This is a genomic window from Stappia sp., from assembly GCF_965276915.1.
Taxonomy (GTDB): Bacteria; Pseudomonadota; Alphaproteobacteria; order Rhizobiales; family Stappiaceae; genus Stappia.
In genome coordinates, this window is record NZ_OZ255709.1 from 582,139 (window position 1) to 597,019 (window position 14,881).

The window sequence follows — 14,881 nt, forward strand, 5'->3', positions numbered from 1 at the left end:
GATGACGCTTCGCTTGCGCAGGCTTGTTGGTGGCGATGGGGACTTGATAATACGAAAGCGCGCCGCAATCCAGTGCAGCGGGAGCGGATGCCACCGATTTGGGCAGTCAGGCCGGCCTGCCGCCCGCGCGACCCTGCGTCAGCGGGTGGCGCTTTCGTACCAGGCGGCCAGAAGCGCGCGCTCGGAAGGCTCCATATAGGTCAGGTTGGCCGGCGGCATCGCCTGCGAACGGCCCGCCTGCAGGTAGATCTCGCGCGCATGCGCGGCGATCTCCGTGTCGGTTTCCAGGCGCACGCCCTTCGGCGCGACGGCCAGTCCCTCCCACAGAGGTTCGGCCGCGTGGCACATGGAGCAACGGCCCAGCACCGTGTCGCGCACCGTCTCGAAATGCGGGTCCTCGACGAACCGGGCAAGGCGCGGCGGAACCGGGCCGGCCTCGGCGGTATCGGCCTCGCCGGCCGGTGTCTGCGCCGAGAGCCAGACGACGGCGAGGAAGATCGCGGCCGTGACCGCCCAGGTCCACCACGGCGTGCCCTTGCGGGCGTGGGTGGTATTGAAGAAATGGCGGATGGTGACGCCCATCAGGAACACCAGCGAGGCAATCACCCAGTTGTAGGGCGTGGCGAAGGCCAGCGGATAGTGGTTCGACAGCATCAGGAAGACGACCGGCAGCGTCAGGTAGTTGTTGTGCAGGGACCGCTGCTTGGCCTGCGCGCCCAGCGCCGGATCGGGCGTCTCGCCGGCCAGCAGCGCGGCGACGACCTTCTTCTGGTTCGGGATGATGACCATGAACACGTTGGCCGACATGATCGTCGCCGTGAAGGCGCCCAGGTGCAGGAAGGCGGCACGCCCGGTGAAGAGCTGCGTGTAGCCCCAGGCCATGGCAACGAGCACGACGTAGAGAAGCAGCATCAACCCGGTCGTGCTCTTGCCCAGCGGCGAGCGGCAGAGCAGGTCGTAGACAATCCAGCCAAGGGCGATCGAGGCGATCGACACGCCGACCGCCACCGGCTGCGTCATCTCCAGGACATTGGCGTCGATGAGGTAGAGGTCGGCACCGACATAGTAGACGACCGCCATCAGCGCGAAGCCGGAGAGCCATGTCGCATAGCTCTCCCACTTGAACCAGGTCAGGTGCTCGGGAAGGCTCGCCGGCGCGACCAGGTACTTGCGGATATGGTAGAAGCCGCCGCCATGCACCTGCCATTCCTCGCCATGCGCGCCAGTCGGCAGGTCCGGCGCCTTGCGCAGGCCGAGATCAAGGGCGATGAAGTAGAAGGACGACCCGATCCAGGCGATCGCGGTGACCACATGCAGCCAGCGCAAGGCAAAGGACAGCCAGTCCCACGCGATCAGCAGTTCCATCTTGCGTCCCCCTTCAGGATCGGTGCCGGAGCCGGGCTCCGGCTCCCCTCCCGTCAACATCAATCACAAAACATGCCAATCGCGGCGTCTCTCGGCAGCAGTCGAAATCTTCGCAGATCCGTCATTTGCAAAAAAGTCGGGCAACGCTTCGATCACTATCAAGATTTTCTTGAAAATGGTACGAGCGTCTCATGTCCTACGTGAACAATCTCAAGGTGTTTGTCCGCGTCGTCGACCTCGGTTCGATGTCGGCTGCGGCGCGCGACCAGCGGGTGTCGCCCGCCGTCGTCTCCAGCCGCATCGGCGAATTGGAGAAGCATCTAGGGGTGCGGCTGTTCAACCGCACCACCCGCAAGCTGACCCCGACCGAGCACGGAAGCATCTTCTACAAGGGCGCGGTCAAGATCCTCGACACGATCGAGGAGGCGGAGGCCGCTGTCGCCGACGTCGCCCGCAACCCGCGCGGTTCCATCTTCGTCGCCGCGCCGCTTGGCATCGGCCGGCGGCTGATCGCTCCCCTCATTCCCGGTTTCAAGGCTGCCTATCCGGACATCGAAGTCCGCCTGCGCCTGTCGGACCGCAAGGTCGACGTGCATGGCGAGGGGCTCGATGTCGCGTTCGTGCTCGGCCAGCCGGCCGATTCAGCACTGCGCATGCGCCCGGTTCTCGACTGCGCCCGTGTGCTGTGCGCCGCGCCCGCCTATCTCGACCGCCACGGGCATCCCGCCGACGGCGCGGCGCTGGTGCGCGAGCGTCACCACTGCCTGCTGCTGCGCTTTCCCGGAACCAGCGAATTCAACTGGACGCTGGTCGGCCCCGACGGTCCGGTCCGCCACGAGGTGACAGGCCCTTACGAGTCCGACGATGGCGATGTGCTTACGGATTGGGCGCTTGCCGGCTGCGGCATCGTCAACAAGCCGCTTTTCGAGGTCGCCCACCACCTGCGCGCCGGGCGCCTGGAAGAGGTCTGCCGGTCAACCCCGCCCCCGCCGGTGCAGCTTGCCTGCCTCTATCCGCACAAGCGCTATCAGGACCCCAAGATCCGCCTCTTCATCGATTTCGTCACGACCCGCTGCAAGGCGGCGGTCGACCGCCTGCTGCGCGGCGGCTGACGCCGTGCAGGGACCGGGTTCCGGTCAGGTCGCCTCCGCCGCTGGCCGCAGCCGGCGAAGAACCGCCTTGGCGATCCGGTGCAGGCCGCGCCTGGCGGCCAGGTCCGCCCGTGCGAATGCGAGCGCCGGGCCGGCGAGCGGACCGCGCGCGACGACCAGTCGCGCGTAGGGCACCTTGCCGCGCCAAAGGGGCGTGATCATCGGATGGTCGGGAATGGCGAGCGAATCCGCCTCGGCCAGACCGGCCTCCTCCAGATTGCGCCGCATCGCGTAGCGGGTGACCTGCGCTCCGGGAGAAAGGCGGGCCCGCGCCTCGTCGAAGGCGATCTTCCAGGAAAACACCCGGTCGCGGTCGCGCAGCATCACCAGCATGGCAACCGCGACCCCGTCTTGCGTCAGCATGTCGATGCGCGCCTTGCCGGCCTGCGCCATGCCCTGGACGAAGGCCCGGGCAAAGGCGGCGCGCGACGGCTCGCTCGCGAGCGCCGTTCCGCGGCGCCCCTTCCAGCCGGCCGCCTCGAGTTCCAGGAACCGATCGAAGGCCTCGGCAATTCCGGCGCTGTCCGTCACGCTGGCCAGCGCGGTCGCACCGGCATCGCCCAGCCGCCGGAACTGGCGGTCGAGCTCCTTGCGCCGGCGCGTTCCGAGCAGGCGGTACTGCTCGTGCCCGGTCGCCCCGGTCGCATGGCCGGCGCGCAGGCTGTCATTGTCGCGGGCAAGGCGCCAGCCGGTCTGCGCGCAGACATCCTGCAACAGGTCGAAAACCGGACCGTCCGTCCGCAGATAGGGAAGCGCGACCAGCCGGCCGCCAAAATGCCCGACCGCCGCCTCGAGCAGGGCGTCGAGCACCTGCGGATCGGCATCCGGCGCCAGCAGCGGCGCGCCGAGCGGGCCGTACTCGCCTGCAAGCATGGTCACCCGCCGCGCCAAAAGGCCCTCGCGCCTCCGCGCGAAGGGTGCAAGGGCAAGGAAAGTGTCGTCGGCCGCATCGCGGATGGCGGCGATCACGACGTCCTCCCGCTCCATGTGCCGGAGATAGGGGAGCAGGAATTCCGGGCCGAAAAAAGGGTTCGGTTCCAGCGCCTGGTCCGCCAATGCGTGCCAAGCGCCCAGATGCGGTCCCGCCTCGCCGGCCGTGAAGACCGTGGCGGTCATGTGGTTGCCGGTCGTCACCTCGCGCCCATCCGCCCCCTGCCGCGATACGTTCGTCCGGCCTTGTCCGCGCGACCGCGTCGTGCCCGTTCCGGCCGGCACCGCCCTGCCGGGTGTTGCAGGATGCGGCCTTCCCTGTCTCTCGGCAATCGCCATCGAGATGCCCCGTCAAGCAGGCGCGGCGCGAACCGATACGCGCCGACATGAAGCCGGACCATGCCACAACTATCCCGCGATTGTCGGGGTTTCATTAGTCTTTGGTTAACCTTGCAGACACAAGGCCGTGACCCGCACCGCGCTCAGGACGCCGGACTGCGGCCTGCCCCCGCGAGGATGAACGGGTTCAGCCCGAGGCGCGCGCGCGCCTGGTGACACAGCGCCGCCGCCTCGAAGATCATCGCCATTGCCGTGGCCAGGGCGGCACCGACAATGCCCAGAACCGGGATCAGCGAGACGTTGAGCACGATGTTGAGCGTGAAGGCGAGCGCGTAGATCAATGCGCAGCGGTTCTGCTGGTCCGCCATCGTCAGCAAAGCGTCCACCGGGCCGACCGAGGCGCGGGCCAGCACGCCGGCAAGCAGGATCAGCATCACCGGATAGCCGCTGGTGAAGTTCGGCCCGAACAAGGCCAGCAGGAACGGGCCGATCAGCACCAGCAGGGCGCACAGGCCGAGCGTCGGCCAGAAGGTCCAGCGCGCGGTGTCGCTGACCAGTGTGGCGAGCTCTGCATGGGCGCCACTCTGGTAGAGCTGGGAATAGCGGTGCGCGGTCGCCGAGCGGACCGCGAAATAAACGAAATGCGCAAGGGCCGGGGTCTTCGAGGCGGCGAAATACACCGCCACCTCGTCGGGCGGCCGCCACAGGCTGACGAGGATCACGTCGGCGCTGGTGATCAGCTGGAAGAACCCCTCGACCAGCAGGATCGGCAGCGAGATCTTCAGCCAGGTCGAAATCGCCCAGTTGTCGCGGGACGGCAGGCGTGGCGGTTCGCTCTTCAGCGAGCGGCCGAGCACGAACATCTGCGCCAGCGTAACCAGCCAGGTGGCGACGATCGTGACGATGCAGGCTGCGGTGGCAGTTGCCGGCGCGCCGAGCCAGACGGCGGTGGTCATGCCGCACAGGATCGCCAGCGGCCGCCAGATGAACGGCGGCAGCATCGCCAGCAACGGCCAGTCATGTGCGCGCGCAATGCCGTCCTGGATGCTGCCGATGGTGAACAGCGGCAGGCAGATCGCGCCCAGTAGCAGCGGCAGCACGTAGTAGGAGGCGATCAGGTCGCCGGCGAGCAAGACCACGCAAACCCCGACAAGCGCGATCGCCGTCGCGGACAGGCCTCCGGCAAGCCTGCTGCCGATGAGGAGCGCGTTCAGTCGCCCGGTCGCGCCCTGTGCCCGGTATTCCGGGATCAGCCGCAACACCGATGAGGAAAAGCCCAGGGGTGCGAAGATGCCGAGCACGATGACCATCGTCCACACGACGACATAGATCCCGTATTCGTGGCCGCCCATCATGCGCGCCAGGATGACCTGCAGCACATAGGCCATCACCGCACCGAGGACACGGACGCCGAAAACGATCAGCGCCATGCGCTGCGCCCGCGACGTGTCCGGCTCGCCGGTCAGCACCGCCTCCAGGCGCACAAGCGCCGGACGCACGCGCGTCAGGACGATTGCGGGCAAGACCCGTTCGGCCCATGTCAACAGGGACAGGCGCAAAGTCGGCAGCTCCTTTTCGGTCGACCGGCGCCAGCCTAGCGTGTCGAGGTTTAATTTTCCGTGCGCGCCGCAGGCGGACCGGCGCAGACCTTGTCACCCGACCCGACCGGAATTGTCCAGATCGCTTGAGGGAACAGACGGACCGCGAACTGGCCGTTGACGAAAGCCGGACGGTGGTCGCTAATCGCCCCATGGGAGGAAAAAGGCAAATCGGCCGCGCCCGCTTGCGCCGACGCGCAGCGCATTCAGGCAAGCGGAACAATCGCAGGAACACGCAAGCCGCGCTGCTGCTGGCCGGCGCCGTTCTGCTTGCCACCGTGATGCCCGCCAACACGCAATCTCCCGAGACCGGCCTCGCCGTCGATCCCGACTGCGACCTGACCATCCTCACATCCTACCCCGAAAGCTTCTACGCCCCGTTCGTCGACCGCTTCTCGGCCTCGACGAACGTCGCCACCTGCGTTATCAACAAGAACACGATCTCGATCCTCGACCACATGCGCGAGAAACGGCAACCGGAGCCGGACCTCATCTGGTCGAGCTCGCCGATCGCCTTTCGCATGCTCCAGGACGCCGAGTTGCTGGCGCAGGTTCCGGAAAAGGTCCGCCCGCCGGCGGATTTCGGCGGGCTGGCAGTCGATGCGCCGGATGGGTCGCGGTTCGGTTTCGCCCTGTCGCGGGTCGGCCTGATGTGGGCGAAGACGACGAGGCTGCCCGTGCCGTCCGACCTGAAGGGCCTCACGGACCGAGCGCTTGCCGGGCGGATCGGCATGACCTCGCCGGCGCGCAGCGGCACCACGCATCTCTTCGTCGAGGTCATCCTCCAGCAGTATGGCTGGCAGGAGGGCTGGGCCGTCATCTCCCGGCTCGGCGGCAACATCGCCACCATCACCGCCCGCAGCTTCGGCGTGCCCGAAGGCGTGCGCAAGGGTCGCTTCGCCTTTGGCATCGGCATCGACTTCCTCGCCAGCGTCGGCCGCAAGCCGCCGGGTCGCCTTGCCTTCAAGCCCTTGTCGGCGCAGGTCTTCCCGGCAAGCGTCGCCATAACGCGCAAGGGTGCCGGCAACCCTCTTGCGGGAGACTTCGTCGACGGCCTGCGCTCGGCCGGGGCGCAGGCTCTGCTGCTCGATCCGGCCATCGCCCGCATCCCCGTCCTGCCCGGGCTCTGGCGTGAGGCCGGGTTCACCCCTGACCGCTCTCCGGCCGCCCCGGCGTTCGACGCGCGGCTCGCCGCAAGGCGCCTTGCGGTGGTGACGGCGCTTTTCGACGAAATGATCACCTATCGGCAGGTCGAGCTCGCCCAGCTTTGGGACGCGGTGCACCGGCTGGAGGGGGAGCCGCTCATCTCCGCCTCCTCCGTGATGAGCGGCCATCTGGACCGGGTCCGCACCCTCCTTGAGAGCGTACCGGTCGCCCCCTTCATGGCCGATCTCAACCTTCTCGAACCCCTGCCCGCCGATGTCGAGTTCCGCTCGCTCGACGGTCGCCTCCGGATCCAGGACAGCTGGGCACACGACTTCAGCAACCGCTTCGACCGGGCTCGCGAGCTGGTCGCCCAGCTCGATGCATTCATTGCCGACACGGCGACGGCGGACCGGCCGTGAAATCGGACCTGGCCAGCCTCAAGCTCAAGCTGATCGCCTCGATCGCGCTGATCGCCGGGGTCGCGATCATCGCGACGATCGTCACCAGCCTGACGCTGACCCGTGTCGGCCAGTCGGTCAGCCGGCTTGCCTCCGACACCTTGTCGCTGGCGGCCGCGAACGCCCGTTTCGCCGAGATCGGCCAGGCCGTCCGCGTCGACGTTCCGCTGCTGGGCAATGCCGAGACGCAGTTCGACCGGGAGGCCGCCGCCGAACGGTTGCGCCAGCACTTCCAGACGCTCCGCGCCCTGCTTCCACGAACACGGGCGACGGCCGGCTTCGCCGCCTCCGTCGAGGACGTTCTGGGCAGGCTCGACGCCACCGTGCAGGACCTCGACCGCAGCGTCGCGCGCCGCTTCGGCCAGCGCGCGGTGCTCAGCGCGCAGATCGCCCGGATCAACCGGCTGCACGGCGACTTCCTGCTCGAGGTCGACCCGCTCCTGACCGATGCCAAGTTCAATGTCGCCGCCGCGTTGCGGGACGTAGACGGCAGCGCCGGCCGCCCCTGGCAGGAGCGGCGGGACGGCGTCGCCGTGGAGATCCGCAACGCCGAGGCCCTCGGCCGGCTGCACGCCAATGCCAATCTCGCCGTCGGCCTGATGCTGCGGGGCGCGGCCGAGACCGACTTCCGGCGCATCGAGCACCTGAAGGGACGCCTGGCCGACACCATCGCCGAGGCGAATGTCAACGCCGCCGGCCTGTCGGTCAATCCGAGCGCCATCACCCTGCGCCAGCTCTGGGAGGAAATTGCGGATTACGGCCAGCCGGGCCGCGACCTGCTGGCGCTGAAGCTGCGCGAGAACGCGCTGAGCGCGGAAAGCCTGCGCCTGCAGGAAGAAAACGGCGTGCTGCTGGAGCGGCTCGGCAGCATTGTCGCCGGGGCCGTGCGCGAAAGCGGACTGCGTTCGGAAACCGTGGCGGCCGAGATCGACGGCACCGTCGCCCGCGGCCGGGTGTTCAGCGTCGTCAGCATGCTCGTCATGCTGGGCCTGCTGCTCGCCTTCACGGTCTTTTATGTGCGCGGTCAGCTGTTCGGCCGGCTGATGGCGGTGCTCACCTCGATGCAGGCGATCTCCGATGGCGACAAGGACGTCAGGGTCCCGGTCGAGGGCAAGGACGAGATCGGCCAGCTTGCCGACGCGGTCCGCCTGTTTCGTCACAAGTCGCAGGCCCTCGACCAGCGCGCCCGGGAACTGAACCAGTCCAACATCGCCCTGACCGGTGAGATCGCCCGGCGCCGCGGCGTCGAGAACGACCTGCGCGAAACCCAGGCCGAGCTGGTCCAGGCCGCCAAGCTCGCCGCCCTCGGACAGCTCTCGGCCGGCATCGCGCACGAGTTCAACCAGCCGCTCATGGCGATGGGGTCCTATACCCACAATGCGGTGCGCTATCTGGAGAAGGGCGAGACGGCGATGTGCCGGGAGAAGCTCGGCGACATCGACCGCCTGATCAAGCGCCTGTCGAAATCCTCCAACCACCTGAAGACCTTCGCCAGGCGTCCCCAGGAAGCGGCAACGCGCCACGACGTCCGCGAAGTGATGGCCAACGCCCTGTCGCTGTTCGAGCAGCGGATCGCGAGCGAAACTGTCGAGGTGGTCTGGCGCCAGCCCGGCGAACCGGTTGACGTGATGACCGAGCCGGCGCAGCTCGAGCAGGTCTTCGTCAACCTGATCAGCAACGCGCTCGATGCCATGAAGAACAGCGACACACCCCGGCTCACCATCGGCATCGAGGAAACCGGGCGTCTCGCCCGTGTCAGCCTCAGCGACACCGGCGCGGGCCTGAGCGAGGAGGCGCGCGACCGGGCCTTCGATCCCTTCTTCACCACCAAGCCGCCGGGCGAGGGCCTGGGTCTCGGCCTCTCGATCTCCTACAATATCGTTCGCGACCTCGGCGGCCGGCTCGACATCGGACGCGCCGAAGAAGGCGGCGTCATCGCCACAGTGGAACTCTTCAAGACATGAGCCAGAACATCTCCGGCACCCCCGTCCTGCTGATCGACGACGAAGCGGAAATCCGCAAGGCATGGTCCGAGACGCTGGCGCTCGAGGTCTATCGCCCGCAGGCCTTTGCCGACGGAGCAAAGGCGCTGGAAATCCTCTCTCCCGCCTGGCCGGGCGTGGTGGTCACGGACCTGCGCATGCCCGGGCTCGACGGCTTCGGCATCCTCAAGGCGGTGCGGGCGATCGACCCGCAGCTCCCGGTGATCATCATCACCGGCCATGGCGACATTCCCATGGCGGTGCGCGCCGTGCGGGCGGGAGCCTATGACTTTGTCGAGAAGCCGACCGACCCGGAAATGCTGCTCTCCGTGGTCGGCCGCGCCGCCCAGATGCGCGCACTGGTGCTGGAGAACCGCCGCCTGGCGGAAGGCACGGGGCGCGCCTACCACATCGAGAAGGAACTGATCGGCAACAGCCCGGCCATGGGCCGCCTGCGCGACCGCATCCGGGCGATCGCCCCGGCGGATGTCAACACGGTCGTCTACGGGGAAACCGGAACCGGCAAGGAACTGGTGGCCCGCGCCCTGCACGAATGCGGGCCGCGCCGCCGGGGACCCTTTGTCGCCCTCAATTGCGGCGCGCTTCCCGACACACTGATCGCCAGCGAACTGTTCGGGCACGAGGCCGGCGCCTTCACCGGCGCCGACCGGCGACGGATCGGCCGGCTCGAACAGGCAAGCGGCGGCACCCTGTTTCTCGACGAGATCGAGAGCATGCCGTTGTCGCACCAGACCCAGTTACTGCGCGCGCTGCAGGCGCAAACCATCGAGCGGCTCGGCGGCAAGGAGGAAATCCGCATCGACGTGCGCGTCGTCGCCGCCGCCAAGGTGGACCTTGAGGAGGCCTCGACCCGGGGCGCGTTCCGGGCGGATCTTTTCTACCGGATCGCCGTCGCGGAAGTGTCGATCCCCCCGCTCAGGCGGCGGAGCGAGGACATCCCGCTGATCTTCATGCAATACGCGGCGCGCGCCGCCGAACGTCACGGACTGCCGTTGGCCGAGCCCGGGCCGTCGCTGTTCGAGACGCTGATGCGCATGCCATGGCGGGGCAATGTCCGCGAGCTCGTCAACTTCACCGAACGCTTCGCGCTGGGCATCGACCCGGCTCCCGAACGCCCGTTCGAGGATGCGGAGACGAGCCAGACGCTGCCCGAGCGCATCGATGCCTTCGAGCGCGGCGTGCTGGCGGCGGCGCTGCGCGAGACCGGCGGACGGATCCAGATGACCGCCCGCCATCTCGGCATCCCCCGGAAGAAGCTCTACCTGCGCATGCAGCGCCACGGCCTCGACCGGCAGGACTATGCGGACGACGAAGGTGTCGATAGTGACCCAAATGAAAACTAGAGCGGGTCACTAATGACCCTTCTGGAGATCGCGCCGACCAGTCACGATGACATTTAGTTCAGTAATATCAATTCATTGATGAAAGGCCTGTGATCCGGACGGAGTGGCACACCGGTTGCAATTCACCTCCCAGGCGGTTCGCGGTTCGACGAACGGCCATCTCAGGGAGGAACTCATGCAGAACAGATTTCAGGCAACCATGCGCCGTCTCGGGCTTGGCGTCGCGACCGCGGCGATCCTGGCCTCGGCGGCGGCCCACGCGGCCGACGACAAGCTCGTCATCGTCACGTCCTTTCCCACCGACCTGACGGATGTCTTCAAGACCGCCTTCATGGCCAAGCACCCCTCGATCGCGGTGGAGGTTCTGAACAAGAGCACCTCCAGCGGCGTGAAATACCTGATCGAGACCGCGCAGAACAACCAGTCGGACATCTTCTGGGCATCCGCCCCGGATGCCTTCGAGGTGCTCAAGGGCGAAAGCCTTCTTGCCAAGTACTCGCGCGAGGTCGACGGCATCCCCTCCGACCTCAACGGCTATCCGATCAACGATCCGGACGGCCGCTATCTCGGCTTCGCCCTGTCGGGCTACGGGATGATGTGGAACACCCGCTACATGGACGCCTACAGCCTGCCGGTGCCGCAGGAGTGGAGCGATCTGGAAAAGCCCGTCTATCACGGCCATGTCGGCATTTCCGCGCCGTCGCGCTCCGGCACCACCCATCTGACCATCGAGACCATCCTGCAGGGCGAAGGCTGGCAGGACGGCTGGCAGACCATTCTCGCCATGGGCGGCAACGCCAAGACGATCACCGAGCGCAGCTTCGGCGTGCCGGACGGCGTCAACAGCGGTTCCTTCGGCATCGGCGTGGTCATCGACTTCTTCGGCTTCTCCTCCAAGGCTTCCGGTTTCCCGGTCGACTTCCGCTATCCGGGCGTGACCGCGCTGGTGCCCGCCAATATCGGCGTCGTGGCCAATGCGCCGAACGAGGCGCCGGCGCAGAAATTCGTCGACTTCCTGCTGTCGCCGGACGGCCAGCAGCTGCTCTTCGATGCGAAGATCATGCGCCTGCCGGTCAACCAGAATGCCTATGGCAACGCACCGGAAGGCCTGCCGAACCCGTTTGACGGATCGATCAAAACTGAAGTCAACTTCGACAGCGACCTGTCGGAGAAGCGCTACAACGTCGTCAATTCGCTGTTCGACGTGATGATCACCTACCGTCTCGACGACCTGCGCGCGGCAACGCAGGCCGTGCAACAGGCTGAGGCCAAGCTCGAGCAGTCCGGTGCGGCGAATGCCGAGGCGGCAGCGCTCATCGACGAGGCCAGGGCCCTGATCGCGGCGCTGCCTGTGTCCGAGGCGGAGGCTCTGGACCCGGACTTCAACGCCATCTTCAAGACCAAGCGCAAGTCCAAGGACGTCAAGGTCGAGGGGCGGCAGGCCGAGATCGAGCAGGAGTGGGACACCAAGGTGATCCACAACTACAGCCTGGCCGTCGAACTCGCCAACAAGGCCGCCGGCATGCTCTGACGGCGCAAAGCCGCAAGCCGGAGCGGGATGGCGGAACCCAACCGCGGTGCGAAGGCGCTGCGGCCGCCATCGACCCGCGCCGGGGACGGGCCGTCCCCGGCGCCACCGCTCACCTTTCCCGAAAATCCGGAGTACATCGTCATGACGTCCGTTGCCCTGCGGCGGTCTGTGCGAGGGGTGTCGCTCGGCCCGTATGTGGTCGCCGGCCTGATCCTGCTGTTTCTCGGCGCGTTTCTCGTCGTTCCCGTCCTCAAGGTGATCCAGGTCGCCTTCCAGGACCCGGGAACGGGCGGCTTCACGCTGGTCAACTTCCAGGACTTCTTCAACAGCGCCCTGTTCCGCCAGTCCTTCTTCAACTCGCTCTATGTCGCCGGCGTCTCGGTGGTGATCGCGACCGTGATCGCGCTGCCACTCGCCTACTTCACCTCGCGCTTCAACTTTTCCGGCTCGGTCATCATCCAGACCCTGTCCTTCGTGCCGCTGATCATGCCGCCCTTCATCGGCGCGGTGGCGATGCAGTTGCTGTTCGGCTCCAATGGCAGCGTCAACCTGCTGCTGCGCGACCATTTCGGCATCACCGTGCCCTTCATGGACGGCCTCAACGGCGTCATCTTCGTCCAGAGCATCCACTATTTCCCGTTCATCCTGATCAACCTCTCGGCCAGCCTGCACAATATCGACCGCTCGATGGAGGAAGCCGCGCAGATGCTCGGTTCGAGCGGCCTCCGGCTGTTCCGCAAGATCGTCTTCCCGCTGGCCATGCCCGGCTACATCGCCGGCGCATCGCTGGTCTTCGTCAAGGTCTTCGATGATCTCGGCACGCCGCTGCTGCTCAACGTCAACACGATGCTGGCGCCGCAGGCCTATCTGCGCATCTCCTCGGTCGGCATCTCCGACCCGATGGGCTATGTCATCTCGACGATCCTCATCGTCTTCTCGGTCTTCGCCATGTGGGTGTCGTTCCTCGGCATGCACGGCAAGGATTACTCGACCACCCAGAAGGGCGGCGGCGGCATCGCCAGGCGCGACCTGCGCCCTCACGAGGCGGCCGCCTGCTACCTGGTCGTGTTCCTGATCCTCGGCATCGTCCTCGCGCCGCATCTCGGCCTGCTGCTGCTGTCCTTCGGCACGGTCTGGTCGTTCAGCGTCATGCCCGACGGCTTCACCGTTGACCACTACGGCACGGCGCTGACCTCGGCGGGCACCTTCATCAAGAACACCTTGATCTATGCGGGGCTCGCCGGCCTGATCGACATCGTGCTCGGCACCGCGATCGCCTATGTGGTGATGCGCACCGGGGTGGTCGGCCGCAAGTGGCTCGACCATATCGCCGTCGCCGCCCTCGCCGTTCCCGGCGTGGTGCTCGGCATCGGCTACCTGCGCATGTTCTACGGCATCGAGATGCCGGGAACCGGCCAGCCGCTGGCCACCTGGTGGGGGATCATCGTCATCGCCCTCGCCATCAGGCGCCTGCCCTATGCGCTGCGCTCCTGCACCGCCGCCCTGCAGCAGATCGCCCCGGCGCTGGAAGAGGCCTCGGAAAACCTCGGCGCGTCGAAACTGCGCACCGTACGGCGCATCGTCGTGCCGCTGATGGCCGGCGGCCTCGTCGCCGGCTTCGTCACCAGCTTCGCCACCGCCGCCGTGGAACTTTCGGCCACCATCATGCTGGTCTCCAGCGAGAACGACGCGCCGCTTTCCTACGGCCTCTATCTCTTCATGCAATCGGCCGCCGGCCGCGGACCTGGCGCCGCCCTCGGCGTCATGGCCGTCGTCATCGTGGGTCTTGCGACCTACCTCTCGCACCGCCTCGTGGAAAAGGCGCGCCGCGACCGCAGCACACCCGAAAACAGCGGAGGACATCGCTGATGAACGCTTCAACCGGCAGGACACCCGGCAATACCGCCGTCGGCGCCGCCATTTCCGCGATCGGCATCGAGATCCGCGACCTCGGCCTCTCCTTCGGCTCGACCGAGGTGCTGAAGGGCATCGACCTGACCATCGAGCCGGGCGAGTTCTTCGCCTTTCTCGGTCCCTCGGGATCCGGCAAGTCGACGCTGCTTCGCGCGATCGCCGGTTTCGGCCCGACGCCGCGCGGCGCCATCCTGCTCGACGGCGCCGACATCGTCGGCGAGGCGCCCTGGCGGCGCAATGTCGGCATGGTGTTCCAGAACTATGCCCTGTGGCCGCACATGTCGGTGGCGAAGAACGTCGCCTACGGCCTCAACGAGCGGAAGATCCGGGGCGCCGATGCCGACCGCCGGGTGCGCGCCGCGCTGGAACTGGTCGGCATGGAAGCCTATGCGGAGCGCTATCCTTCCCAGCTCTCCGGCGGCCAGCAGCAGCGTGTGGCGCTCGCCCGCACCATCGTCGTCGAGCCGCGCGTGCTGCTCCTCGACGAGCCGCTCTCCAATCTCGACGCCAACCTGCGGGTGCAGATGCGCCAGGACCTGCTCAAGCTGCAGCGCCGGCTCGGCATCACCACGATCTTCGTCACCCATGACCAGGAGGAGGCGAACACGATCTGCGACCGCATCGCGGTGATGGCCGACGGCGTGGTGCAGCAGGTCGGCAAGCCGGACGATGTCTACGACACGCCGGCCAACAGCTTCGTGGCGAAGTTCCTCGGCACCGCCAACGTGGTCGAGGGAACCGTCGGCCGCGATGCGGACGGCGCATCGCTCTTTCGCGCCGGCTCCGGGCTCGTCGTTCCGCTCCGTCCCGGCGAGCAGGACGGGCCGGCGAAGATGGTCCTGCGTCCGCAGAGCATCGACTTCACGGACGGGACCGGCCCGGACAGCATCGAGGCGGGCGTGGTCGCGGCCGAGTTCCTCGGCAGCGTCATCCGCTACCAGGTCCGTGTCGGCGACCAGGATCTTCTGGTCGACGAGCGCCACACGCGCGGGGTCGCCCGCAGAGATCCGGGCGAGAAGGTCCGCATCCGGTTGAACCACGACCAGGCGGTATTGATCCGCGCCTGATCGAAGCTCCTCCCGGGCTGCAAAGACAGCCGGATG

At 67.2% G+C, this 14,881-nt stretch carries 10 protein-coding genes; 7 read left to right on the top strand and 3 right to left on the bottom strand.

Translation table 11 applies throughout. The features are described 5' to 3' along the window. Window positions 1-138: 138 nt before the first annotated feature. Window positions 139-1,365, bottom strand: coding sequence for a urate hydroxylase PuuD (locus tag ACQY46_RS02685; protein WP_428698780.1), 1,227 nt, complete (start codon window positions 1,363-1,365; stop codon window positions 139-141). A 191-nt stretch (window positions 1,366-1,556) separates the two neighbouring features. Between ACQY46_RS02685 and ACQY46_RS02690 the strand changes: the two genes are divergently transcribed. After that, window positions 1,557-2,477, top strand: a complete 921-nt coding sequence (locus ACQY46_RS02690) for a LysR substrate-binding domain-containing protein (protein ID WP_428698781.1) — start codon at window positions 1,557-1,559, stop codon at window positions 2,475-2,477. A 24-nt stretch (window positions 2,478-2,501) separates the two neighbouring features. Here the strand turns inward: ACQY46_RS02690 and ACQY46_RS02695 are convergent, their stop codons facing one another. Continuing rightward, window positions 2,502-3,650 (bottom strand): GNAT family N-acetyltransferase, encoded by a 1,149-nt coding sequence (locus tag ACQY46_RS02695; protein WP_428698782.1) that lies wholly within the window; start codon window positions 3,648-3,650, stop codon window positions 2,502-2,504. Window positions 3,651-3,928: 278 nt separating this feature from the next. Beyond that, window positions 3,929-5,308 (bottom strand): lipopolysaccharide biosynthesis protein, encoded by a 1,380-nt coding sequence (locus ACQY46_RS02700; RefSeq protein WP_428698783.1) that lies wholly within the window; start codon window positions 5,306-5,308, stop codon window positions 3,929-3,931. A 260-nt stretch (window positions 5,309-5,568) separates the two neighbouring features. Here ACQY46_RS02700 and ACQY46_RS02705 point away from each other — a divergent pair, with 260 nt between their 5' ends. The 6 genes from ACQY46_RS02705 (at window position 5,569) to ACQY46_RS02730 (ending at window position 14,845) form a co-directional block, all read left to right on the top strand. Then, the gene (locus ACQY46_RS02705; RefSeq protein ID WP_428698784.1) at window positions 5,569-6,948 is read left to right on the top strand and encodes an ABC transporter substrate-binding protein; all 1,380 of its coding nucleotides are present in this window, start codon (window positions 5,569-5,571) and stop codon (window positions 6,946-6,948) included. Continuing rightward, window positions 6,945-8,951 (top strand): ATP-binding protein, encoded by a 2,007-nt coding sequence (locus ACQY46_RS02710; protein WP_428698785.1) that lies wholly within the window; start codon window positions 6,945-6,947, stop codon window positions 8,949-8,951. Before ACQY46_RS02705 ends, ACQY46_RS02710 begins: the two co-directional genes overlap by 4 nt. Further along, window positions 8,948-10,333 (top strand): sigma-54-dependent transcriptional regulator, encoded by a 1,386-nt coding sequence (locus tag ACQY46_RS02715; protein ID WP_428698786.1) that lies wholly within the window; start codon window positions 8,948-8,950, stop codon window positions 10,331-10,333. The genes ACQY46_RS02710 and ACQY46_RS02715 overlap by 4 nt, the downstream gene beginning before the upstream one ends. A 175-nt stretch (window positions 10,334-10,508) precedes the next feature. Next, entirely contained in the window at window positions 10,509-11,864 is a 1,356-nt protein-coding gene (locus ACQY46_RS02720) for an ABC transporter substrate-binding protein (protein ID WP_428698787.1), read from the top strand. 141 nt (window positions 11,865-12,005) lie between these two features. Next, window positions 12,006-13,733, top strand: coding sequence for an ABC transporter permease (locus ACQY46_RS02725; protein WP_428700391.1), 1,728 nt, complete (start codon window positions 12,006-12,008; stop codon window positions 13,731-13,733). Next, window positions 13,733-14,845, top strand: coding sequence for an ABC transporter ATP-binding protein (locus ACQY46_RS02730; protein WP_428698788.1), 1,113 nt, complete (start codon window positions 13,733-13,735; stop codon window positions 14,843-14,845). The genes ACQY46_RS02725 and ACQY46_RS02730 overlap by 1 nt, the downstream gene beginning before the upstream one ends. The last annotated feature ends 36 nt before the right edge of the window (window positions 14,846-14,881 follow it).